This window comes from Edaphobacter bradus, assembly GCF_025685645.1.
GTDB classification, from domain to species: Bacteria; Acidobacteriota; Terriglobia; order Terriglobales; family Acidobacteriaceae; genus Edaphobacter; species Edaphobacter bradus.
Genome location: NZ_JAGSYF010000002.1, coordinates 94,721 through 117,734, shown reverse-complemented (window position 1 = coordinate 117,734; position 23,014 = coordinate 94,721). Strand labels below are relative to the sequence as shown.

General features: G+C 60.5%; 16 protein-coding genes. 7 read left to right on the top strand and 9 right to left on the bottom strand.

Annotated features, from left to right (window positions below; all coding sequences use genetic code 11):
• Window positions 1–605 precede the first annotated feature (605 nt).
• Window positions 606–6,179 (top strand): Ig-like domain repeat protein, encoded by a 5,574-nt coding sequence (locus OHL16_RS06660; protein ID WP_263366334.1) that lies wholly within the window; start codon window positions 606–608, stop codon window positions 6,177–6,179.
• A 15-nt stretch (window positions 6,180–6,194) separates the two neighbouring features.
• Here OHL16_RS06660 and OHL16_RS06655 read toward each other — a convergent pair whose 3' ends face one another.
• The gene (locus tag OHL16_RS06655; RefSeq protein WP_263366333.1) at window positions 6,195–8,831 is read right to left on the bottom strand and encodes a PAS domain-containing protein; all 2,637 of its coding nucleotides are present in this window, start codon (window positions 8,829–8,831) and stop codon (window positions 6,195–6,197) included.
• Between the two features lie 71 nt (window positions 8,832–8,902).
• Entirely contained in the window at window positions 8,903–9,562 is a 660-nt protein-coding gene (locus tag OHL16_RS06650; RefSeq protein WP_263366332.1) for a YceH family protein, read from the bottom strand.
• A 214-nt stretch (window positions 9,563–9,776) separates the two neighbouring features.
• On the opposite strand from OHL16_RS06650, the gene OHL16_RS06645 reads away from it, so the two are divergent.
• The 3 genes from OHL16_RS06645 to OHL16_RS06635 all read left to right on the top strand — a co-directional run bounded on the left by OHL16_RS06645 (window position 9,777) and on the right by OHL16_RS06635 (window position 11,468).
• Window positions 9,777–10,433: a DUF882 domain-containing protein gene (locus OHL16_RS06645; RefSeq protein WP_263366331.1), complete on the top strand. Its 657-nt coding sequence runs from the start codon at window positions 9,777–9,779 to the stop codon at window positions 10,431–10,433.
• A gap of 138 nt (window positions 10,434–10,571) precedes the next feature.
• A complete protein-coding gene (locus OHL16_RS06640; RefSeq protein ID WP_263366330.1) occupies window positions 10,572–10,943 on the top strand; it encodes a RidA family protein in 372 nt (123 codons plus the stop codon).
• Between the two features lie 6 nt (window positions 10,944–10,949).
• A complete protein-coding gene (locus OHL16_RS06635) occupies window positions 10,950–11,468 on the top strand; it encodes a hypothetical protein (protein ID WP_263366329.1) in 519 nt (172 codons plus the stop codon).
• 461 nt (window positions 11,469–11,929) lie between these two features.
• Here the strand turns inward: OHL16_RS06635 and OHL16_RS06630 are convergent, their stop codons facing one another.
• The 4 genes from OHL16_RS06630 to OHL16_RS06615 form a co-directional block, all read right to left on the bottom strand.
• Complete coding sequence (locus OHL16_RS06630) at window positions 11,930–12,535, bottom strand: hypothetical protein (RefSeq protein WP_263366328.1); 606 nt, start codon at window positions 12,533–12,535, stop codon at window positions 11,930–11,932.
• Between the two features lie 143 nt (window positions 12,536–12,678).
• Window positions 12,679–14,772 (bottom strand): radical SAM protein, encoded by a 2,094-nt coding sequence (locus OHL16_RS06625; RefSeq protein WP_263366327.1) that lies wholly within the window; start codon window positions 14,770–14,772, stop codon window positions 12,679–12,681.
• Window positions 14,773–15,086: 314 nt separating this feature from the next.
• Entirely contained in the window at window positions 15,087–16,019 is a 933-nt protein-coding gene (locus OHL16_RS06620; RefSeq protein WP_263366326.1) for a hypothetical protein, read from the bottom strand.
• 35 nt (window positions 16,020–16,054) lie between these two features.
• Window positions 16,055–16,258 carry a hypothetical protein gene (locus tag OHL16_RS06615; protein WP_263366325.1) on the bottom strand — a complete coding sequence of 68 codons (204 nt, stop codon included), beginning with the start codon at window positions 16,256–16,258 and terminating at the stop codon, window positions 16,055–16,057.
• A gap of 110 nt (window positions 16,259–16,368) precedes the next feature.
• Here OHL16_RS06615 and OHL16_RS06610 point away from each other — a divergent pair, with 110 nt between their 5' ends.
• Both OHL16_RS06610 and OHL16_RS06605 read left to right on the top strand, forming a co-directional pair.
• Window positions 16,369–16,611, top strand: coding sequence for a hypothetical protein (locus tag OHL16_RS06610; protein ID WP_263366324.1), 243 nt, complete (start codon window positions 16,369–16,371; stop codon window positions 16,609–16,611).
• A complete protein-coding gene (locus OHL16_RS06605; RefSeq protein WP_263366323.1) occupies window positions 16,608–17,384 on the top strand; it encodes a septal ring lytic transglycosylase RlpA family protein in 777 nt (258 codons plus the stop codon). Before OHL16_RS06610 ends, OHL16_RS06605 begins: the two co-directional genes overlap by 4 nt.
• A gap of 24 nt (window positions 17,385–17,408) precedes the next feature.
• Here the strand turns inward: OHL16_RS06605 and OHL16_RS06600 are convergent, their stop codons facing one another.
• From OHL16_RS06600 to OHL16_RS06590, 3 genes are all read right to left on the bottom strand, one after another.
• Complete coding sequence (locus tag OHL16_RS06600; protein ID WP_263366322.1) at window positions 17,409–17,867, bottom strand: DsrE family protein; 459 nt, start codon at window positions 17,865–17,867, stop codon at window positions 17,409–17,411.
• Between the two features lie 90 nt (window positions 17,868–17,957).
• Complete coding sequence (locus tag OHL16_RS06595) at window positions 17,958–19,640, bottom strand: metallopeptidase TldD-related protein (protein ID WP_263366321.1); 1,683 nt, start codon at window positions 19,638–19,640, stop codon at window positions 17,958–17,960.
• A complete protein-coding gene (locus tag OHL16_RS06590) occupies window positions 19,640–21,373 on the bottom strand; it encodes a metallopeptidase TldD-related protein (RefSeq protein ID WP_263366320.1) in 1,734 nt (577 codons plus the stop codon). Before OHL16_RS06590 ends, OHL16_RS06595 begins: the two co-directional genes overlap by 1 nt.
• A gap of 196 nt (window positions 21,374–21,569) precedes the next feature.
• Between OHL16_RS06590 and OHL16_RS06585 the strand changes: the two genes are divergently transcribed.
• A complete protein-coding gene (locus OHL16_RS06585; RefSeq protein WP_263366319.1) occupies window positions 21,570–23,009 on the top strand; it encodes a Cif family virulence factor in 1,440 nt (479 codons plus the stop codon).
• Window positions 23,010–23,014: the final 5 nt, after the last annotated feature.

Below are 23,014 nucleotides of genomic sequence, written 5' to 3'. Positions count from 1 at the left end.
GTCTTTGTTCACTCAATTCACTCTTAAACATTGCTGGCAGGAGTAACTATCGAAGTCTCAATCATTTCCTAAAGCACAGTATTGTTCATTCGCCGGAGAGTCCTTATTTGGGCTGCCTGTGGACAGAGGTTTGTTCAAAAGAGCAGGCCCTGCCTCGATCCGCGAATGAGAGAGGCGCACCCAGACTGCAACGAAGGCGAAGTTCTCGTTAGATGACTCGTAAGTTGCAGGTGGGCGTGTTTCCCGTGGGTGATGTCAAAAAAGAGTGGGGACTCTAGGCTCGTAGACGAGCTTCGTCTCAGGACCTTTCTTGTGTAGATCCAGGTGGTTTCAAACAGTAACCGTTGAGAAGGGCCAGAAGGAATCTTTGCTTCATGATTCGATTTGCAATACTTATTGCGCTGTTCGTCCCACAGTTTATTCAAGCGAAGACGCTTGCCAGCATTGCTTTAAACCAGCAGGCTGCCATATTGCAGACAGGTGGCACATTTTCTTTTTCGGCGACTTGCACCTATTCAGATGCATCGACCGATGACTGTACTGCCGCAGGTGGGGCGACATGGAGCACGACCAGGACTGCTGCCCTAACGGTCACGAGTAGCGGCGTGGCTACATGGGTCAGCGATCCTGGCGCAGGTAACTTTGATTTTGGGTATGTTATCGCATCGATTGGCTCGCTCAGTGATCGCGCGACAGTGTACGGGCAACACCCCGGCGACACCTGGTATCAATATCCAACACCGGACTACCGACAAATAGCTACGAATGTAGCAGTTGGTGCGACTGTTACGATTGGCTCTGGTCTTGAGATTAATCGCACCGATACCAGCGTAACGGCAGAGCCGTTTCAAAATGCCTGCAATTGGTCGAGTTCCGATACCACAAAGGCCGTCGTCGATCGCCATGGACAGGTAACGGCCAAGGCCCCGGGAACTGTGACGATTACCTGCGGGCGACTTGGAAATGGCGCATTTGGCAATAGCTCGATAACCGGGTGGCAGGCACCAGGAAATGTTATTACCCTCAACATCATCGCGGGTGGAACTGGAAACAGCACATGGTACGTAAGGCCCGATGGTGGCACTCCTTATGTAAGCGCTACGCAGACCCCATTCGGCCAATGCAACGGCAAGTCAAACACTCCCTACCCTGGAGCAACCGGCGCCCAATGGGAGCCGGGCAGGGCCTATGCGAGTGGTGCTCTGATCGCGGATAACGCCGGTTACATTGAAGAAGCAACAACGGCTGGTGTGAGTGGAACGGCCAGCGTTCCATCATGGGGGACGACGACGACGGATGGTACCGTCACGTGGACCCGACAGGGGCAATACCCAGTCGACCAGGCATGCGCCATGGGGCAACTACGCTATCTCTGGACCGACCAAACCAGCGCCTATAACCTCCGGTGGATGATTCAGGGAGGGGATACCGTAATCGTTGCTCCTACGGCGTCGGGAGTTGGATATAACACGAACCTCGATTCGGCGAGCCCTTACCAAAATACTAACCCGGGAGGAATATGGAACCCGGTCAATTGCCATGGCAATCCAGACTGCATCATGCCTTCGGTTCCCTCGGGAACCGCAACGCAACATACGAGAATCCTGGGGGCTAATTACGCGAGTTGCCACTCCGATGCCGCAAAGACGCAGCTCAATGTTTCTTATGGAGGACTTGCGGCATTTGCGTTGGGAAGCTCGCAGTATGTCGATATTGCCTGCTTTGAGATTACTGATAAGGATGCCTGCGCAACCAACGGAGCCTTCACCAATGCCTGCAAAGGAGATGGGAATAACTGGGGGAGGGACGGGATCATCACTTCTGCGCTCTCCAGCCAGATCAATATTTCCGATGTGTTCATTCATGGCGTAGCTAACGAAGGCTTTACCGGCGCGGCTGGCGTCGGAGTCGTCATGGACCATGTGCACATTCGAGGGGTTCCCATGGCCGGAGTTGATATGGATGACGCTCCCTGGTATTCCTCAAACATTTCGGTCTCAGGCGGACTCACGATGAATTACTCCACCACGGAATTTGTGGGATGCGTGGAAGAGTACCCTGTCGCCCACAACTATCCATATATCGAATGCCGCGACCAGAACACGGGCGCCTATGGCGATGGGCTCGGCACAGGAAGCACTGTTGGCAATTGGTCGTTTGACCACGATGTATGGTTTGCAAACTTTCAGGATGGCTTAGACCTTCTGCATTCGGGGATGCAGTCGCTTAGCGTAACCAACTCGAAGAGCATCGCAAATGATGGGCAGTCTTATAAGATCGGCTCTGCAGACAATGTTGTCTTTAGAAATAATGTGGCAATTAATAATTGCGCTCGCATTGGTTCCTTATTCGGTGATGAGCCGTCCAGCGCGATCGTTCCCGGAGTGACGTTGTGCCGTGCCGCAGGTGATGGCGTCCTCCTCAAGTTCACGAATCTGGGTTCCTACATTTTGCAGGACAACACTTTTGTAGGTTACGACGCAACGCTCTTCGATATGTTTTGCGAAGACGGCTGGGACTTCTGCAACGGAGCCGGAACAGCCTTTCAGAACAACGTTGTTTTGGGGTATTCCAACCCAACTTACGATTCGGGGATATTGCCCGGCTTGTTTTATCTGGAGACAGGTCAAGGCCAGGTGTTTCCGAATAATTCAGGTTGGGCAACACGCGATCATAATTTGTACTACAACGTCCGGTATTGCCCGTCTTCTCTGCAAGTTGGAGAGAAGTGCAACACCTCGGATCCTCTCTTTGCAGGTGAGCCAACTTCGCCGCTCAGTGCGGAGTCTGCACTGGATGGCTTCGACTTCGTTCCGTCATCTGCAGGCCCGCTCGTCGGATCTGGAATCGCGGTCGCTGGAATTGTGACGGACATTTCAGGCGCGACGCGACCAAATCCCCCGTCGATCGGCGCGTCTGAGATTCCGGCAGCCGGTTCCGCGCAGCCGTCTACCGTTACAACAGTCTCCTTGAATGCGACGGCAACATCTTTGTTCGTCGGACAGGCAGGAACTCTCACGGTATCGGTGGCTTCAGTGAACGGCGTAACTCCAACGGGAACGATTACGTTCTATAACGGAACAGCCAGCCTTGGGTCCGCTGCTCTTAATAACACGGGAGCGGCAACATTATCGACGTCTTCGTGGAGCGCGGGCGCTTACGTCGTGACAGCGGTTTACTCCGGTGACTCGGTCTATGCACCGGCTGCATCAAGCTCAGTCTCACTGACGATTACTACTCCACCAGCGCAAGGTGGCTCGACCACGCTACTAGTTTCGACAGCGGCGGTGAGCATTACACCCAACCCTGCGACGGTCGGACAGACAGTTACGTTTACTGGATCCGTTGCCGGTACTACGCTCAGCGGCGTGGTTCCCACAGGTGCGGTTTCGTTTATGGTTGCGGGCTCGTCGATTGGAACCGCACAGCTGAATAGCTCCGGTGTCGCAACGATGTCTACGGCATCTTTGGCTGCGGGTACATATTCTGTGACCATCAGTTACGCCGGCGACAGCAACTATGCCGCAAGCACTTCGAGTGCGGTATCTCTCACCATCGCTTCGCAGAGCAGTTCTGCAACTCCGCCGACAACGCCTCAAACATCGACGCTCAGCTTAAGTGTCGCGTCAAATCCAGCGATGGTTGGGCAGACGGTTACATTGACTGGACGCGTTGCGGGCTGGTTGAGCGGATCTGTTCCGACAGGTACGGTCTCGTTCCTGGTTGCGGGTTCGTCGATCGGATCGGCACAACTGAATAGCTCTGGCGTCGCAACGCTATCCACGGCTTCGCTTGCCGCAGGCACCTATGCCGTAACCGCCAATTATTCCGGCGATGGCACGTACGGTACCAGCACGTCGAACTCCGTATCGCTTGTGGTGAATCCGGCTGCTTCCAACGCTGTCTCAATAGCAGTTGCGCAGCCCGCATACGGGTTCAACGTAATTCCGAACTCGGTGCGGCGCATCTTCGCTACGGTCACTAATGGCAGCACCAATAAGGTGAGCTGGGCGGTGAAGTCCGGTTCGGCGCAGTTGTCGTCGAACAGCGGATCGTGGGTCGATGTCACAGCGCCTGCAACGGGAAGCTCGTGCAAGATCGCCGGATCGGCTTCGCAATACTCTGTCAGCTCGTCGGCCCAGTTCACCATCGAGGCGACTTCATTGGATGATCCTGCGACGGTAGCTGACGTCACGTTCAACGTCTGCAATCCGACGGTTGAGATCTCTACGGTTCCGTTCTACCGGACGGTCTATGCGAACCAGCCGGTCGATATCCAGAGCCTTGTGCTGGGAGCCACGGATCAGACGGTTCACTGGGCGATTACGTCGCAGCCGAGTGGCGGCGACGGAAGCCTTACCGATTCGACCTCGCGCGACACAGTTTTCACCGCGACCGTCGCAGGCCGCTACGATGTGACGGCGACGAGCAGCGCAAACTCTCAGAAGGCTGCCACGGCGATTGTTTATGTGACGGGTCACTCGCTGCCGTATCGTGTGACTCCGAATCTGACAGAGCCGGTTGACTGCAGCGTCGATCCCTCGCTGCAGGGCCTCTTGTACGATGTCGGACCTTCGCAATCGTTCAAGACGCTTGCTGCGGTTCCGTTCCCAACGATGCCTGCGGGTTCGACTGTGCGTGTTCACAATGAAGATACGACCGGGCTTCATCCGACTGAGTATCACGAATACGTGCAGATTTCCCAGGCTGGAACCGCGCAGCAGCCAGTGCGAATCTGCGGTGTGGCGGATCCCCAGGGCAATCTTCCGGTGATCGATGCGTCGAGTGCGACGGGACGGCCGGATGACAGCGCGAACGTCGCTGGCCTCGGACTCATCACGCTGCACAATCCGTCGTACTGGACGTACTGGCCTAACTACTCTGCTGCGGCGTACGTCGTCGTGGAAGGGCTTCAACTGCGCAATGCGAAGGCTGGCTCCAGTTACACGGGGCCCGACGGATCGCAAGGTCAGTGGAGCAACAGTTCTTCGGCGATTCGGATCGATGAAGGACAGAACATTGTCTTCGTCGGAAACGATATCAACAACAACAGCACCGGCGTTCAAAGTACGTTCGCCGCGGACGGTGGATGGGGTTCCTCGGACCTGAATGTTCTGTGGGAAGGAAACCATATCCACAACAACGGTGTTTCGGGCTCGGCTACCGCGCACCAGATGGACCTGCAGGCGTGGGGCGAGGTGGTGCAGTTCAACCGCATCGATGGCTACGTCTCCGGCGGACTTGGGTCGAACATCAAGTCACGCGGCATCCAGGGAGTCATTCGCTACAACTACCTTGGCGATGGGCCGGCGCGGCAGATCGACCTGGTGGATGTACAGAATGCAGCTCCTCTGATGTCGTTTGAGGCGTTCCTCAGCGGCGGAGCCTCTTCAGTACATGCGAACTATCCGCAGGACGTCTATCCTGCCGATAGGATCGCCGCGGAGCAGGAGGCGTGGAACTCACACTTCGTCTACGGAAACATTTATCAGAACAGCACTTCGATGACTCCGATCCATTTCGGTGAAGAGCTGAGCGGAGGAGAGGCTGCCAGAAAAGGCTCGCTGTACTGGTACAACAACACTTTCTATCAGAAGCTCTGCCCGTCATGCTCGAACCAGGCGTGGACGCTGTTCGACACTGCGGCCAGCAATGGTGGGTTCCTGGGACAGACCGAGTTCCAGACCGTTCAGGCGATCAATAACATCGTCTGGATGGATAACCCCGCCGAGCCTGTGTTCCAGTTCAACAACAACGCAGGCTTTATCGGAGTGGCGGGGAGAAATCTTCTGCCAGCGAACTGGGGCACGAACAATACCAATGGAGGTTCAGGTACGGGATGGGTTGCGAGTGCAAATTCGCAGGCGTACCAGAACGCGGGCGAGCTAAGCCTGCACCTGAGCGGATTCACGAGCTCGCACCTGATTACGAGTTCCACTATTCCGTTCGATACGATCGACTGGACGCTGACTTCGGGCGTGTCGGGACAACTGAGCGTTCCGTCGGCAGTCTGCGAGATGCCGGTTCGGTTCGCCTATCTGCCGAGCCTGGGGTATGTGGTCCCGCGAACGGACACTCCGAACCTGGGCGCTACCGACACAGCCGCTCAGACGGCAACACAGATGAATGCCGTTGCCGGAAATGGGCGGTATCACACTCGCTACTCGACCTGTCGCTGAGGAGGATCGGTTTCGTTACGCTGCAGGCGGTTCTTCCCGGCGGGGAAGGAAGAGGGTGAAGACGGTGCCGTGGTGGATGGGGTGGGCCGTGCTTCGAACCGTGAGGCGTCCCTGATGGCGGCTGACGATGCCGGAGGAGATCCAGAGGCCGAGGCCGGTTCCGCTTAGATTTCTAGTGGTGAAGAAGGGCTCGAAGATGCGGGCGCGGACCTCGGGTGTCATACCGTGGCCGGTGTCGGCGATGGTGATGCGCAGGCCGTGGCGGTTGCCGCGACCCGGAGTTCGATCGATGGCGTCGTGGGCGCGGACGATGAGGCGGCCTCCGCCCTGGCGCATTGCATCAATGGCGTTGGCGATGAGGTTGTTGAGGACCTGGCGGATGTCGTTCTCAAAACAGAGAATGCGCTGTGAGGTTGCGTAGCAGGCTTCGACGCGAATGTCGGAGTTGGCGAGGCGGCCCTGGTAGAGCCTGAGGACGTCGTCGACGAGGCCGGCGGCGGTGATCCAAGTGGCGCTGACGGCCTGACGGTGGAAGCGCAGAGTCTGGGTCGCGATCTGGCAGACGCGCGAGAGTTCGCTCTGGGCGACGGCGACGTATTCGCGCACAGTGTCGGGCAGGTCGTCAGAGACGGCGATGAGGTAAAGCAGGTTGGTGATGGCTTCGAGCGGGTTGTTGATCTCGTGCGAGATGGAGCTGGCGAGGCGTCCGACGGCGGCGAGCTTTTCGTTTTGTACGAGAGCTGCTTCAGCGCGCTTCTGCTGCGTGATCTCCTGGATGACGGCGGCGACAGCCTCGACCTTACCTTCGGCGCCGTGCAGGGGGGAGTAGCTGACGTTCCAGAAGCGGTGGTCGCCAGGTCGCGTGGGCAGTTCGCCTTCGAGCTGGTGATCGCGGATGGTTTCGCCGGCCGCAGCCCTTCGGAGCAGGTCTTCGAGCCCGGCGAGGGGGATGAGGTCAGTGATACGGCGGCCGAGGATCTGCTCGCGGGGCAGGCCGATGGTCTTGACCTGGCGGTCGTTGACGCGGAGATATCGCAGCTCGAGGGGATCGAAGAGAGCGAAGCCGACGGGCGCGGTGCGGTAGATGGTCTCAAGCTCGGTTCGCTGGCGTTCGGTCTCCTCCTGGCGCTGCTGGAGGGTCTCGGCGAAGGTCTTGCGGTCGTCGATGTCGGTGTTGACGCCGAGCCAGTGCAGGATATTGCCCTGTTCGTCGCGGACTGGCTGGGCGCGGATCCACCACCAGCGGGCGCGGCCGTCGCGGGCGCGGATCATGCGGGCCTCGAGGTCGAAGTCGGCCCCGGTGGCGACGGAGTGCTTCCAGGCTTCGAGGACACGCTGGCGGTCGTCGGGATGTAAGGCCTTGAGCCAGTTCTCGCCTTCGAGGTCTTCGTTGTTGAAGCCGAGGTAGTCCATCATCCCCTGGTTGGCGTAAGTGAGGCTGCCGCAGGGAGCACCCATCCAGATGGCCTGAGGGTTGAGGTCGGCGAGGATGCGGTAGCGGGCTTCACTCGCGGCGAGCGCCTCCTGGTTACGCTTGTGTTGCGTGATGTCGATGGAGAGGCCACGAAGATGTGGTGCGCCATCGACGACGAGAGCCTGGCCGCGGTTCTCGACCCAGACGATTGAGCCATCGGCGGCGCGGATAGGAAAGTCGACGACGATCATTTCGCCAGTCTCGCGGGTTCGACGGATAACATCGGCGAGGATGGGGACGTACTCGGGAAGCAGGAACCTGGTGAAGGTTTCGATGTCGGGAATCGCATCGTGAGGATGGCCGAAGACGGGGTAAGAGCCGTCGCCGACGGTGATCTTTCCAGTGGTGAGATCGACGTCCCAGGTGGCGGCCAGCGCGGTCTCCTGCACGACGGAGAGGAGATCGTGCTGCTTCTGGATGGCCTCGCGAGCGGCGCGTCCGGCGGTGATGTCGCGGAAGAAGATGACGAGGCCGTCGTCGGCGGGACGAACCTGGATGGAAAGCCAGAGGTTGAGGGGCTCGGGGTAGAAGGCGTCGAACTCGCCGGGGATGCCCTGGTTGAGAGCGCGGTTGAAGTAGTCGCGGTGTTGCGTGGCAGCGGGGAATTCAGCCCAGATATTTTTGCCGAGGAGATCGCCTTTGACGGCCAGCAGCTCGCGGGCGCGGCGGTTGAGGTAGGTGAAGTTGAGGGTGCGATCGAGGCTGACGACGGCGTCAGTCGTGGCCTCAAGGACTTGGTGCAGCTGACGGGAGGCAGCGTCGCGGAGCAGCTCGGCACCCTTGTGGTCGGTGATGTCGCGGAAGTAGATGGCGACGCCCTCATCGGTGGGCAGTACGTGGGTGTCGAGCCAGATGTCGCGCGGTGTGCAGAGGTATTCGAGGTACCCGGATTCGCCGGTCTGCATGACCCTGCGGTAGACACGCTCGACCTCGGTTCCGAGCTTCTCGGGGAAGATCTCCCAGTGGGTTCTTGTTGCTATGTCCTCTGGAGTGAGCCGGAGGAGCCGAGTCGCCTCGTCGTTGGCGAAGGTGATGTACCAGTCGCGGTTGCAGCAGAGGACACCAACGGGAATCCGGTTGAGAAGGCGGCCGAGGTCCTCGTGTCGCCGATCATCTGCGCGCCGGCCGGCATTCTGCCGCTGGACGAAGACTTCGGCGTTGGCGTTGTGGTTGGTCATAGAACAGTCAGCTAATGTGGGTTTCGATCATCTCACAGAGCAGGAGCCTGAGAGTAGAAGAAGAATTGAGGTTATGAGGTCGGGGCGAGGGTGTCGAGGCGAAGCTTGAGAGCTGCCACGGTGGAGGCGAGGTTCGCTAGCTCGGACTCGAGGTGGGCAAGCCGCTGGGCTGTCGTCTCCTGCGAGGTGGCCGTCGTTCCGTAGGGCCGGGCGGACTCGGTGACGTCGGGTATGGGGCCGAGCAGGTGGGTGTAGCGGGCCTCGCGGGAGCCGGGCTGACGGGGCAGGATTGCTGTGAGAGGGCCGGTGGAGTCGGTGGATGCGTCACGGGCGGCGAGGCGGTCGAGGGTGGCCTGCACGGCGGCAATGTCGTCGAAGGCGTAGAGACGCTCGGAGCGGCTGCGAAGCTCGCCGGGGGTCTGGGGGCCACGAAGCATCAGCAGGCAGAGGACGGCAGTCTCGTCGCGGCGGAGGTTGAGCACGGTGCGGACGCGGTGCTCGTACTTGGGGACGCGGGAGTCGTGGACGGTGGATGTGAGGGCGAGGTCTTCGAGGGTGTGGAGGGCCTGACGGACTTCGTCCTCGGTCAGCTCGAGGACGGGGTCGCGGCTGGATCTTTGGTTGCACGCGTTGACGAGCGCGTTCAGCGAGAGCGGGTAACTCTCCGGGGTGACGATCTCTTTTTCAATTAGGGAGCCGAGAACGCGTATCTGGATGGGGTCGAGCGTCATGTCTTCTAGTTTATAGGCGTGGGGTTGATGTTCGGATGAATCGTTGAAAGTGGCCGGATGCCCTTTGTTTTCAGCGGAAATGGCATGACACGAACGTTATATTTTTGTTCGGCGAGACAGGACTTAGGCTCATTTAAAATGACGATAGTGAATGACTGAAGCCGAAGCGCAATTGCAATGGTCTATTTTCGAAGCCATGGTTAGGGGTGTCTGAATGAATCGTTGGAGGGGGAAGGTTTTTGGGGGCGTCGCGGCGGCTGCGCTGGCAGTCTTTGCATTGAGCGCGTCTTCCAGAGCCGAGGACCCGACGCCAGCGGTCTCGAGCGGCGGCGAGCAGTACCGTTTGCGGCTGCACCACCTGCATACGGGGGAAGACATCGACATCGTATACCGCGTGGGCGCTGCCTATCTGCCGGAGGCGATGGAGAAGCTGGACTACTTTCTGCGCGACCACCGGACCCAGACGGTCAGCAACTACGACCCCAGGGAGTTCGACGTGCTGCATGACCTGATGGCGAAGCTGCGGCGACCCAATGGCGTGATCGACGTCGTCTGCGGCTACCGCACGCCGTGGAGCAATGATCTTCTGCGGTCGCAGTCGGCGAACTCAGGCGTGGCGGAGCATAGCCAGCACATGGAGGCCAAGGCGATCGACATTCGCGTGCCCGGCGTGCCGACGGCGAGGCTGCGCGATGCGGCGCTGAGCCTGCATGATGGCGGCGTGGGGTACTATCCGGTGAATCAGTTTGTGCATGTGGATGTCGGCCCGGTGCGGGAGTGGAGCTATGGGCGGGTGTCGCGGCGGCGGGCGTCGACTCACCTTGTGGCACGTGCGCACAGGCGGCACTCGGATCATTCAACGTCGGGCTAGTAAGTTTCTCAGGTAGAGGGTGGCAGGGCTCCGCGAACGGAGCCCTTTTTGCGTCGGACATTGCGACGGGATTGCTCTTTGCGACGGGATGCTCTAATAGACTGCACTTGCCAGATTGCTTTCTATTGGAGTGTGCGAATGAGCCGTGAATACTTTTCCAGTGATCCCTCCAGTCCGTTTGCGGATGCCGTTCTTGTGGAAGGCAGGACGCTGTATCTCTCGGGGCGGATTGGCCTGATTCCGGGCACGACCAAGGTTCCCGATACGGTTGAAGAAGAGGCGCGCCTGGTGATGCAGGACCTGCAGCGAGTGCTTGCGCTGGCGGGCATGACACTCGATCAGCTTGTTTCGGTGCAGGTTTTCGCGAGCGATGTGTCGCATTGGGAGCGCTTCAATGCGGTTTATCGCACGTACTTCAGCGGACAGCTTCCTACGCGGGCGTTTCTGGGCTCGGGGACGCTGCTGTTCGGGGCTCGGTTTGAGGTGCAGGGGATCGCTGTCAAGGATTAGCGGGAGATGCGCTCGCTCGGTGAAGGCACGTGGGGTCTGGAGCGGGCGCGGCAGACTGCGCGTGAGATCGAAGGGGACCGGCGAGCGGTGAAGGCACTGGTGGAAGCGATGTTCGGGGATGAGTCGGAGACTCGCAAGCGGGCTGCCGACGTGGCTCGGAGAATTACGGAACAGGATGCAGCTCCGTTGGAGCGGTATGCGGACGAGTTAGCCGGTTTGCTGGCGGAGATTTCGGTGGAGGAGTCGCGGACGCGGTGGCATCTGGGGCTGGTGGTTGCGCGAGTGGCGCATACACGCGAGCAGAGATTGCGAGCGGCTCGGCTGATGGAACTGCTGTTTGAGGAGGAGAGTAACGTGGCGCGCTGCTCGGCGGTGGAGGGGATGGGTCTGCTCGCTGGGCAGGAGGCCTCGCTGCGTGAGATTGCGGAGGAGATGATTGAGCGGTCGTTGCGGGAGGGGACGCTAGCGATGAAGTGCCGGGCTCGGGAGGCGAAGAGGCGTTTGGAGAAGGTAAGAAAAACGTAGCTTAGTTCCAAATGGCCCTGTTTCTTCGGTTGCCGTCCTAAATCCGCCAGGACACTGCGTTCTCCGGTTCGTATTTCCATTCGCCCTGTACCCCCTCCCCCATCTTTTTGCGCAAAGTCTTCCAAACAGAGACCTTAGGTTTGGACTTCGCGCGCAGGTTTGATGCCAAACCCCGAAGAGTCCAGTAAATCGATAATGCTGGCGCGCAAAGTATTCTAAACACTAAAGTTTTGCACAAAGAAAGCCCCGGAGCGGCCGGGGCTTTCTCTTCTGCATAGTCTTATTTTAGCAAGTCGGGTGAAACTGCTTTGCCATACTTCGGCGATTTATTTTCCCTTTGTTTTGTGTCGATTGAAAGGTTTTCCGTGGTTAAGGGGTCTTGACAAGCTCTGGAACGAATGTGTTCGAGGCGCGGGCGTTGTGAGGAATCGTGTTTATGGGGGCGATTCCAACACAGCAATTCAGCGACGGGATTGCAGCGTGGACGCGCTTATATGAGTCTTAGCGGCGTCACTTGTTCCTGGTTTTCTTAGTTGCATCTGGAGGTATTGGACCAGCTTTTGTTTCTTGTCGGGATCGGGAATCATGCTGATCGCGATTGTGCCTCCATTGTCGATGACTACTGGTTCTAGCGAATCGGAGATTGGCATGTGGGGAAACTTCATGGATTGTGGAAATGTGTCTGGAGCCTGCGGCTTAAACGTGCAGCGTACCTGCTGAGAGCCCTCGATAGGTTGAACGAGAAGATCGTAGGCGAACGCGATGTTGTTTTTGGTTTCCTCAATGATGAGATGAATGATCTCCTGACCGTTCGATCCGTCGACATGCATTGCTTCGTTCCAGATGCTGCCAACGTTTGTCATCGTGATGTTGACAGTGACATCATTTGCGGTCGGGTGCCAGCGATCGATAGCCCCTGCTGGAGGTGCTGCGATTTTTTGATAGATGGGCGAGTGTTCATAGGACTGTGCGCGGACGGCTGCAGAGATAAGTGGAAGGGCAACGAATAGGAGAAGAGCACGTTGAAGGAAGGGACGTTGACTGGGCCAAGACAAGACAGGCGGCATATCTGATCTCCTGAAAAAAATATGCGGAACTGGTAGAAAGACCTGTGCGTGTTTTGACGAAGTGTCTCAAGAATATTCACGTTAGAGCAATAAGAAAGGCCGCCATTGCTGGCGGCCTTTGTCGTTGATGCGGCTTGAGGGGGTTAGTCGCCAGCGACGGTTTCTTCTTCCGTCTTGACCGGAGCCGCTGCCTTGATCTCGCCGAGGGAGATGAAGCCGGGCTGCTCCTGCTCCTTTAGGATCTCCTTGCGGTAGAGCTTGGCCATGCGGGCGTTTTCGGCGTCCTGCTTGATCTTCGCGTCGCGGGCGCGGATCTTCTCCTCGCGGGCGTTCTTGGCGATGCCGGACTTGTCGAAGGTGTCGTTGGCAGCGGCGTTGACGTGGGCCTCGTTGAGCACCAGGTCGTACTTCTCCTGCTTCTCAATGCCCACCTTCTTGCCGCCGGCGAAGATCTCGTGGCGGCCGTGCTCCTCGTACCACTTGGTGAGGGTGGCAGTCATGTGCATCTTCTCGATGATGTTCCTCCAGCCCACGCCGGTGTTGTAGGCGCAGAAGGAGATCTCGCCTTCCTGGGTGGCGTAGGGGATGATGCACTGCTCGGTGCGGCGGAAGTCGTAGTTGAAGAGGTCCTGGAACCACATTCCGGCGATGAAGAGGAAGTTCCAGCGGTCGGCGCGGCGCTTCTCGATGTCGGCCATGGTGCGGTCGCCGGTCACCTTGCCGTAGTTGCGGCCGGTGGCTCCGAAGCACTTATCGAACTTCTGCAGCAGGTCCATGATGCGGAAGTGCGTGGGGGCCTTGCTGGGGTCGTAGTTGCGTAGCAGCGCAAGCGAGACTCCGAGGATGGAAAGGAACTTGCCGCGGGCGGCGTCGTTGATGCGGGCGACGTCCTTGGCGAGCTGCGTGGCGTCGAGGAACGCGGTGACCGGAACGGCTTCCTTGGTCTCCTTGTCGATCATCAGCGCCATGCCGATGCCGCAGTTCGGGTGGCAGCCGCAGGAGAGCTGGCCCCAGTCATGCTCCGGCCCGTGGACCAGGTCGGCCCAGTCGGAGAAGGTGGACATGAAGGAGATGGGGAACCAGTCGCGGGTGCTCTCGCCGAGGCCGGTCTGGTTGCGGATGTCGTGCGCGAGATGCGACAGCGTGTAGCGCTGTGCGGCGCGGCGCTCGTCCGAGACCTCTTCGTCGCGGCCAGTAAACGAGACCGGCTGGAAGGAGAGGAAGTTGATCTTCTTGGGGTTGTCGAGCGCGAACTCGATGATGCGGCCGACCTGCTCGTTGTTGATGCCGTTGACGATGGTCGTCACGGGGACGATGTCGACGCCGGCCTCGTGCAGGTTGTGGATGGCCTGGAGCTTCACGTCGAACGCGTTGCCGACCTTACGGTGCGAGTTGGCGGCGTTGCCGATGCCGTCGAACTGCAGGTAGGCGTAGCGGAGACCGGCCTCAGCGGCGGCCTTGGCGAACTCCTTGGACTTCGCGAACTCGATGCCGTTGGTCGCGGCCTGCACCGAGTTGTAACCGACCTTGCGGGAGTAGGCGACGGCGTCGAGGAAGTAGGGCGAGAGCGTGGGCTCGCCGCCGGAGAACTGCACGCTCATCTGACGACGCGGCTTGATCTGGATCGCGTTGTCTAGCATGGTCTTGATCTCGTCCCAGGTGAGCTCGTGGACGAAGCCGACCTGGTTGGCATCCATGAAGCAGGGGTCGCACATCATGTTGCAGCGGTTGGTGAGGTCGATCGTCAAGACTGACCCACGGCCGTGGGTGACAGTGGAGGTTCCGTGGTTGTGGAGCTTCTCGTCGTTGTGGGCGCGGATGTCGCGGCCGGGGAAGACGTCTTCGAGGTGCTTCATCATCGGAGGGTCGATGGACATGACGTCTTCGAAGTGGCCGTGGATCGGGCAGTCCTTGACCATGAGGATCTTGCCGTCGCGCTCGATGATCTGAGCCTTAATCTCGCCGACCTTCTCATTGAGCAGGATCTCGTGGGGCAGCTTGCCGTCGACGATCTGCTGGCGGATCTCAGGGATGCACTTGGGGCAAAGGGAGTCGGTGGTACGGGGCCAGCCTAGCGGCGGCTTCTCTTTCTGGTAGGACTTCAGGAGGGGCTTGTCGCTCCACTTCGGCGTGAAGCTCTCGTTGGGCGAGATCGAGTTGATCCTGTCAAATACTGCCCAAGCGGCTTTTGCTCCATAGGTAAGGGCTTTTTCGGCGAACTTCGATGCCTTTGCCATATGCGTTCTTTAGTCTCCTGATGTCCTCTTCAATCCCACTCGGGACTGAGATTTTTTTTGTGCGCAGCATCCATCTGACCTGGAGACAGGTGGGCTGCGACAAGTTGAAAAAGGGCCCTGATTGACCCGCGATCACGCTTCCCTTAACTGCATGAAGTGCAATGGCTTTTGTCCGTCGTTAAGACTACGCAAGCTGCCCTCGGGACCGAAGCCTGAGCAATCGAACGGCGAAATTCTGCATTGAACGGGGAAATGTGGGGTTGACCGGCGCTGCAAATCAGGATGCAAAATTTTGCGCCCGGAGCCTCAGAAGCTTATGGTTGCGGGCCAGCGGGGGCGGCGGCGATGTTGTTGAGGATGTTCTGCACGAAGATGATGCGGACGTGGACTCGCCTGGCGACGTCGGGCACGAACTCGGAGACGAGGTTGTTGACCGGCTCGAGGGCGTAGCCGATGAGGATGCGCTTGGCGGTTGAGCGACCGTCGCTCTGGATGCCGGGCACGTAGAGATTCGAGATCTCGGAGGCGATGGGATAGGTGAGGATGACGCCGTAATTGGGCATTCTGCGGCCGTCGTCGCTGTAGGCGACGTAGGTCTGCGCGACGGCGTGGCCGAGGCGGCGCGGAATGCTCGCCTTTGGCATCCGGTAGTAGCGCGGGTCCTGATGGGTGAGGGAGGGGATGGCGAAGGCCCCGAAGAACTCGCCGGTTGCATCCTGAAGAAGGCTGACGCCGGTTAGCTTGCCCCAGCCCTTAAGGCCGGGGCCGTAGGCTGTATGCGAGTCGACGCCGATGTTGATGGCCGAGATGCCAACGATGGTGAGGAGGTTCGAGGGGTCGCTGAACTGGTGCATGGCGAGATAGCCCTTCTGCTGCCAGGTGAGCGGGATTACGATCTCGGTGTCGAGGAAGCGCTGGTACGGGGAGATCAGCTCTGCGCAAGGGGGAGGCACCTTGCCTGGTTGATTGACGTCGTAGGGGATCAGCTGGATCGACCGGGCAAGATTGCAGTTTCCGGGGGCGTTGCCGGTTGTCTTGAAGGAGTGGTGTGCGGCTATGACGACGTCGGTCTGGCGGGTTGCGGATGCGCTGGGAGCGTCAGGGAGGCTGTCGCTTGTGGAATCGGAGGAGAGCGAGACCAGAGGGATGGTGAGAGGGCTCGGAGGCAAATTGAGCGGCGCGTAGCTCTGTGCGCGGGCGGCCGCGGCCGATACCAGGACTCCGTAGATGATCGCCCAGCGCTTCAAGACACTCCTCCTCTATCAACCCAGGCAGGGAGAGATTACTCATATTTCTTGAGATGGGCGAATGTGAGAACGTCGGGGAGAAACTCTTTGTTGAAGGAGCCGATGAAGGAGCCGAAGAACGACTCGCCTAAGGTCTTGCCTACCTTCGCTGTCAGCGTATGCACAGATATAAGGGACGCGATAGGCGTGCAGCAAGTTGTATTTGCCGCGTGAGGTGGGGCGGAGGCCGTGCGATCCACCACTATCTGCTGCGGTTACCACCTCGGCACTGCGTGGTGGAATATTGCGCCAGCATTGGTAACCGTGCTTTTTCCCACGTCATCATATTTAATGGTGGAGAGGTGCGCGTATGCCAGACGAGTCGTCAAAGCGCCCGTGGGAAGAACGTCTGCACGAGGCAGGAAGCCACATCGAGGAGGACCTGCGCCGCGTCATCGCGTACATCAACGATGAGGTGGTGCCTGAGGTGCGCCGTAATGGCTCTGAGGCGCTGCGTGCTGCGGCGACTGAGCTGCACAAGCTGGCCGAGCGGATCGACAGCCGACGCGCGTCCGCGCCTCCTCGTCCACCAAAGGATGTACCGAAGCCGTGAAACGTGCCCGCATCGTTGACGTCGCGCTGGTGTCGGCGCTTGCGCTGACAGCCTCGGGCTGCCACAAGAAGGTGAAGCAGGCGTATCAGCCTCCGCCTCCGCCGTCGGTCTACTCCAGCTCCGACGCCTGGGGCAGACCTTCGACACGTCCGGATACTTCCTCATCTTCGTCGGGCACGGCACAGCAGCTTCCCTCGCCGCCGCCTGACACTAAAGGCAAGCCGACACTGGTGGAGACGGGACTCGCAAGCTGGTACGGGCCGCCGTACGCTGGCCGCAAGGGAGCCGACGGCAAGGTTTACAACCAGAACGCGATGACCGCAGCGCACCTTACGCTTCCGCTGGGCTCGATGGCGCGGGTCACCAATCTGACGACGAACCAGTCGGCGATGGTGAAGATTACGGACCGCGGGCCGTTCGTGCATGGGCGCATCATCGACTTGTCGCTGGCCGCGGCGAAGGCCACGGGTCTCTATCGCATGGGCGTCGCGAAGGTGCGGGTGGAGGCGTGGGCGCAAACTCCGCGTACGGCATCCACTCCGGGCGGACGGTGGTGCGTGCAGATCGGCGCGTTTGCCCACCAGCAGGACGCCATCCAGCTCAAGAACCACCTGATGCGCCGCTACAGTACCGCCAAGGTGATTGAGTTTGCCGGCCCCACTGGTCACTGGGTGCGGATCAATCCACAGACGCCGGACCGCAACCACGCCCAGGAGATCGCGAACAATATTCACGTGCCGGACGCCGAGCCATATGTCATCCGCACGGACTAGCGCGGATTCTCCGCGCGCTGCGATCTATTCCGTAATCACGAGGTCTGCCCATTCGATGAGGGAGACGAAGATCGGTGGGCTGCCAAATTTAGCGCTGTAGTTGCTCAGGTCACCTTCCGTCACGCCTCGAGCGCGTGAGCAGGCGCCGCAGGCATAGATCGGAATGTGCCGGGCAGCGACCTTGTCCAGTGTCTCGCCGATGGGGGGCCAGCCTACGGGAGTGACGGCATTCGCGACGGTTTTTCTCATCAGCACAACGGCCTCTCCCAGCAGGAATATCTGCACCTCGTGGCCGGCATCAGATAGCGCCAGGCTGTGCGAGAAGGGAAAGCCGGCCTTCGTCGGGTCATCGGAGCCCCACGCGCTCTTCATGAGGATCTTGCGAGGTTTGCGTGCGGTCTGGGCTTCGAGGGGAACTGCAGACGCGACCAGAGGTGCGGCCGCCAACTGTGCAAGTTGTGACAGAAATGCTCGGCGTCCCATGGCCTCCTTCAGTTCAGAAGAATTCAGGACCGGAAAGGCACCATGACTTTACAACATTCTGTCGCGTTTGCAGCGTGCGCAGCCTCGAGGCTACCTTCCCTCAAGCGTTGGCGGCGGGTAGTACGGCAGTTTCTGCTGCTCTTCGTTAGCTCGCTTCACTCCGATTTCGTCGAAGAGCAGGCTCGGCGCGATGGTCGTCTGCGGAACGACTCCCATTGACTGGGAGATATATGGATCGTCGCCCGCAGCAACGATCTCGGAGCGGAGACTGCGAACGTCCAGCTCATCGAAGACTGCTCCGCGCACCAGTTCGCGGCTACCGTCCGAGGCGTGCACGCGATAGAGTAGCCGCGGTGCATCGCCGCCCATAGTCTCGACGGCATAGACGTCGTGGCCCTGCTCCTTGGCCATCGCGAGCAGGCGCTTGTTCAGCTCATCAGCCGGTACCGGGTTCGTTGGCTTGAAGATCATCACGCCGGACTGCGAGTGCGCCGGTGCGCCTGCCGCGGCGCGGCCGTGTCCGTTCGAGTTGGGGAAGTCCTTGATGGGGTCGCGGTCGATGAGATAGTTCTCAAGCGTCCCGTTGGTCACGACCGGCACGGGATGCGCGGGCACGCCCTCATCGTCGACGGCGTAGGCGCCGATGAGGCCTCGACCATTGAAGGTTGTCTGCAGCGGGTCGTCGACAACGTTGAAGAACCCAGGCAGCACGCGCGCTTTGTAGCTTGCGTTATAAGCGCCGGTGGTGCGAGCGGTCGTGCCGAGGTCTGGCCGGCCGGCCTCGACGTTCGGAACGAAGAACCGGTTCAGCACGTCGGACGCGGCATCGCCACTGAACAGCACCGGCCCGTGGTAGTCGGTTGCATCCACGACAGGAGCCCTGCGCAGCGCGTCGAGGCTCTTGAGATCGTCGATCACGCGCTTGCGAAACGCGGGCCAGCTATCGAGCTCCTTCGCGGTCACGGCGACCGAGCCGTTGTCGCGGCCGAGCCGCATTCCGTCCGAGGCCTGGCCTCCGACGCTGATGGTGTTGCTGTAGGCGGAGTAGCCCTGTCGCACAACCGTCCCCTCGGTGTTCACGAGGTAGCGGTTCATCGCGACGGCGCGGAGGTTGGCCACCGAATACTGCACCTGGTCGGCAAAGGCCTTGACCTCAGGATCGGTTGCGTAGAGGCCGCTTGCCTCCACGACACGCTTCTTCCACTCGGCACGGTCGAGATCGAGCTTGGCCAGGGCGGCGATATGTACGGCCGGCTTCTCTTCGGAGAAGTCGTTTTCGCCACGCTGCGTCTGGAACCGTTCGAGTGCTGCCTGCTTGGCCGAATAGGCGCGCAGCGCGTTCTTGTAGGCGTCGTCCGTGGCGATCCATAGGGCGTAGCGCAGCGCGTCGGGGTCGTTGTCCCTTGGCCCGAGCTGCACGACGCCGTCGCCCCGGCTTGAGCTGGAGTCTGTCTGGTAGCCTCCCACTCGAACCGAGACCCGCACGAGACGCTGATGGCTCTCCTCCTCGCGGGTGAGCGCGCCGTAGTTGGCGACGGCCTCGTAGGTGCTGATGTCATCCATCCGGTATTCGATGAAGTACGGCCCGTGCATTCCGGGGAGCACGAGCTGGATCTTCTCGCGGTCCAACTCGTCCTGCATTGCTTTCAGCAAGGGGTCGTTCGCCTGGGCGTGCGCAGCATTTGCGGCTGCGATCGTTGCCAATACAGCGATGGCGGCGGCGATTCTAAGGTTGGCCGCGGATTTACGTAACTGTGCCGGGAGGATATTCATTATTTGGCCCCCTTGGCGCTGGCCGGTGGCGGAGGAAGGATTGGCGGCCGTGCCGTGCCCTGCGCCTGGCGCTGAGTCTCAATCTCGCTGACCAGCATCGCCGGAGCCACGGCGCTGACGGGAATGCTTCCTGACTCCGCACCGCAGATGCCGTTGAAGATCTCCTGCCTGTCTCCAGTGGCCATGATGCGTGTCAGCGCGGCCTGCGGAGTGCCTACGATGCTGACGCCGCGCACTAGCTCATCCGGCCGGCCGTCGACGTAGACGCGGTAGACGACCAGCGGGATGACCTGAAAGGCCTGCGGAGAGCGCCGCGTCGTAACGGCGAAGCCTGAGGAGATGTCCTCGAAGTAAAGACCGTAGGGCTTGCCCTGCTTCTTCGCCTCGTCGATCAGCATCTGCCGCAACTCTTTGTCGTTCATGGTCTTCGAGGAACTGACGATCAGATTGCCCTGCCGCCCTGTCGGCATGCGTCCTGTTTCGGCGCGGCCGTGGCCGTTGCTGTTGGAGAAGCTGGCGATTGGCAGCCGCGACATGAGAAAGGTTTCGAGCACGCCGTCTTTGATCAGATCGACGCGCCTGGCCTCCTGGCCCTCGTCGTCATAGTCATAGTGGCCGCTGAGCGGTGCGCCGCCGAAGCTCTTGAGCGTCGGGTCGTCGTAGACACTGAGGAAGGTCGGCAGAATCTGCTTGCCCAGCATCTTGGTGAAGGTCTGGCCCTCTTCGTCGCCGCGCTGCCGCTGGCCCTCGAGCCTGTGGCCGAGCACCTCGTGGAAGAAGACCGCGGAGGCGCGCCCGCTGAGGATCGCCGGCCCGTTGAAGGGTTCAGTGACGGGGGCCGTGCGCAGGTCTTCGAGGTTCTTGGCCATCGCCGTGGTCTTCTCGATCAGAATCTTCTGGTCGGGCAGATGGCTGATGTTATCGGCCTCGAAGGTCTCGACGCGGAAGAGGTCCATGCCGTCGGCGGCACGCGTCCGTGCCACGATGACGATTCGTGCAACCTGGTTTGGCGTCGCAACCTTTGCGCCCTCCGACGAGACGAAGTAGTCGGTTTCGGTGGCGGCCTGCAGGATCACGGTGTTGAAGAAGATGTCGGGGTACTGCTTGAAGAGGCTGGAGAGCTCGCGCAGCCGCGCCTCCCACGCCGTCTTGTCCACGGCGAGAGCGGAAGCGGTAGGCTCGACCGCCGTCTTCGGCTGCTCGCTCGAAAAGTCTGCCGAAGTGTCTTCTTCCTTGGCGCGGACCTGCTGCTCAGTCCTGACCTTCACATAGCCATCGAGAGCACGGGCGTAGCCGCGATTGGTGGCGAACCAGAGGCTTCGCTCGATGGCGTCACGGTCGTCGGTGAGGGGCAGGGGAATCGTCGTCAGCGCGCTGATGCGGTGGTCGCCGTGGGTGTTGTCCTCCTGACGAGTTCCGAGGCGCATCTGCACGTCGGCGGTGCGGCGCTTGCTCTCGTTGGAGACTGCGACCGCCCCGTACTGGACGGTGATGTTGAGACTGTCGCTGTCGGAGACGGCGTAGCTGAGGAAGTAGGGCTTCGGCTGCTCCGCCGCGTCGGCTCCCGTGGAGCCGAGCGAGTGCATCGCCCGCGCCAACTCGGAGCCCATCGCATCCAGCAGAACCTGTGACCGGCTGGGAGCCGGAGCGGCCGCAGCATGACCCGGCAGCATCATTGCCGCCAATACAAGACCGGCTGATGTGCCGGCAACCACGACTCGATCTGTCTTCATGGAAAGGGGAACCCGTATTCCCAGTGCAAATTAAGGCTTCAGCCGAGTGTACAGAAACTCCCGTGCGGTGTGCCCTGCACCTTATGGCCTTTTGTTGCACTGCCTGGAGTGTTGGACGATGATATATGCGGTTCAGGAGCAGAGATCGCTCGCCACTGGAGAGTTAAACTCATGTAGGTTACTGGTTAGAGACACTGTGAGATTCGAGACGACTGAGACCGTTCCGACCGGCGACGCAGAGCAAGTCCTGCACGCGCTTGAGCTGTCCCTGCTCGAGCTCTCCGACGAGGTGGAGCGCCAGGGGCGTCAGCTTACGCTTCGGGGGCTCGGCCCCTCTCCGCGCGCCCGTAACTACCGGGATACCGCGATCTTTGAGGTCGTGCCCAGCCATGACAGCACCGCGATCCACGCCAACATCAGCTTTCAGGCGTCGGCGCTGCTGGGCTCGTCACCACAGGATGCTCCGATCCGCGCCAAGCTGGACTACGCCTTCGGCCAGATGCGCGCGCGACTTGGCCTTCCCGGCCTGGGCCGCTCGACGACGCCGCTTGAGCCAGTGCCGGAGCCGGTTTCAACGGTCGAGCCTGAGTCGCCTGCCATGGGGGAGCCCGAGCCAGCCGCTGATCCTACGATGGAAGCGGTCGGTCCGTTGCCAGTCGAACCGCCAGTTGCTTCGCCGGCTGAGCTGCCTGTTGAGCGGCCGGTTGTGCCGCTCGAATCGCCAGGCGAGGCGTCAGTTATGCCGCCAACTGTCCAGCCAATTGAGCCGCCGACCGCCAGCTCCGAGCCAACTCCGACGTCTGGGCCGATACAGGAGGCGTCAGAGCGGCCAAAGCCCACCGCCGAGACTGCGTCGAAGCCCTCGCAGCCGACGGCCTTTGCCGCGCTGGCTGCCCAGCTCGCGGCAGCGAGCGCGACGCGAACCGCATCCGGCTCACGCAAACGGGCAGTGGTGGCTGAGCCTCCCCGCGAGCTTCCAACGATTCGTCTCGCGGCTGCCGATTCCTCACATTCCAGGACGCGCATGCCGCTGCTGGTGGCGTTGCTGCTCGCGCTTACCGTCTCGGCAGGGACGATCTACCTGTACTGGGCTGGCCGCCTCGACCTCCAGAGCTTGCGGCTGCGCCCGGCTACGCCACCGGCGGAGGCCCAGCCTCAGCCCGCTCCAGTCGCTGTGGTGCCTCCCACTCCTCCGGCTCCTCCTCCCCATACCGAGGCCGACCCCAAGGTGTGGCTCGAAGAGTGGGCCGACTCGATGCGAGGCCGCGACCCTGTGCTTGAGGCCTCGTTCTATGCCGATCCCGTTGGGCATTATCTTGGCGATGCAAACGTCGGCAATCAGGCGCTGATCGACAAGTTTCGCAGCGCCATCCAGGACCGCTCAGGCGTGTGGACCGTCAAACTCGAAAGGGTCGCCGTTCAGCCGCGAACGGACTCCGATCTCACGGTCCGGCTGACGAAGCACTTCATGCAGCTTGCCGACGCGACCACGCCAGACTCGGAAACCGAATCCATGGCAGGTTCGCAGATCGCTGACCGCTATGTCCGCACGCAGCTCGAACTCAAGCGCATCAACGGTGAGTGGAAGATCGTCTCCGAGCAAGAGACCGCGGCGCCGGGCAAGCCGCAGGTGTGAGGTTG

Excerpts from the sequence above, each read along its gene's own strand:
- OHL16_RS06630 (WP_263366328.1), bottom strand. The coding sequence starts at position 12,535 with ATGCCGCCTGTCTTGTCTTGGCCCAGTCAACGTCCCTTCCTTCAACGT.
- OHL16_RS06645 (WP_263366331.1), top strand. The coding sequence starts at position 9,777 with ATGAATCGTTGGAGGGGGAAGGTTTTTGGGGGCGTCGCGGCGGCTGCG.
- OHL16_RS06640 (WP_263366330.1), top strand. The coding sequence starts at position 10,572 with ATGAGCCGTGAATACTTTTCCAGTGATCCCTCCAGTCCGTTTGCGGAT.
- OHL16_RS06625 (WP_263366327.1), bottom strand. The coding sequence starts at position 14,772 with ATGGCAAAGGCATCGAAGTTCGCCGAAAAAGCCCTTACCTATGGAGCA.
- OHL16_RS06635 (WP_263366329.1), top strand. The coding sequence starts at position 10,950 with ATGCGCTCGCTCGGTGAAGGCACGTGGGGTCTGGAGCGGGCGCGGCAG.
- OHL16_RS06610 (WP_263366324.1), top strand. The coding sequence starts at position 16,369 with ATGCCAGACGAGTCGTCAAAGCGCCCGTGGGAAGAACGTCTGCACGAG.
- OHL16_RS06600 (WP_263366322.1), bottom strand. The coding sequence starts at position 17,867 with ATGGGACGCCGAGCATTTCTGTCACAACTTGCACAGTTGGCGGCCGCA.
- OHL16_RS06655 (WP_263366333.1), bottom strand. The coding sequence starts at position 8,831 with ATGACCAACCACAACGCCAACGCCGAAGTCTTCGTCCAGCGGCAGAAT.
- OHL16_RS06590 (WP_263366320.1), bottom strand. The coding sequence starts at position 21,373 with ATGAAGACAGATCGAGTCGTGGTTGCCGGCACATCAGCCGGTCTTGTA.
- OHL16_RS06650 (WP_263366332.1), bottom strand. The coding sequence starts at position 9,562 with ATGACGCTCGACCCCATCCAGATACGCGTTCTCGGCTCCCTAATTGAA.
- OHL16_RS06595 (WP_263366321.1), bottom strand. The coding sequence starts at position 19,640 with ATGAATATCCTCCCGGCACAGTTACGTAAATCCGCGGCCAACCTTAGA.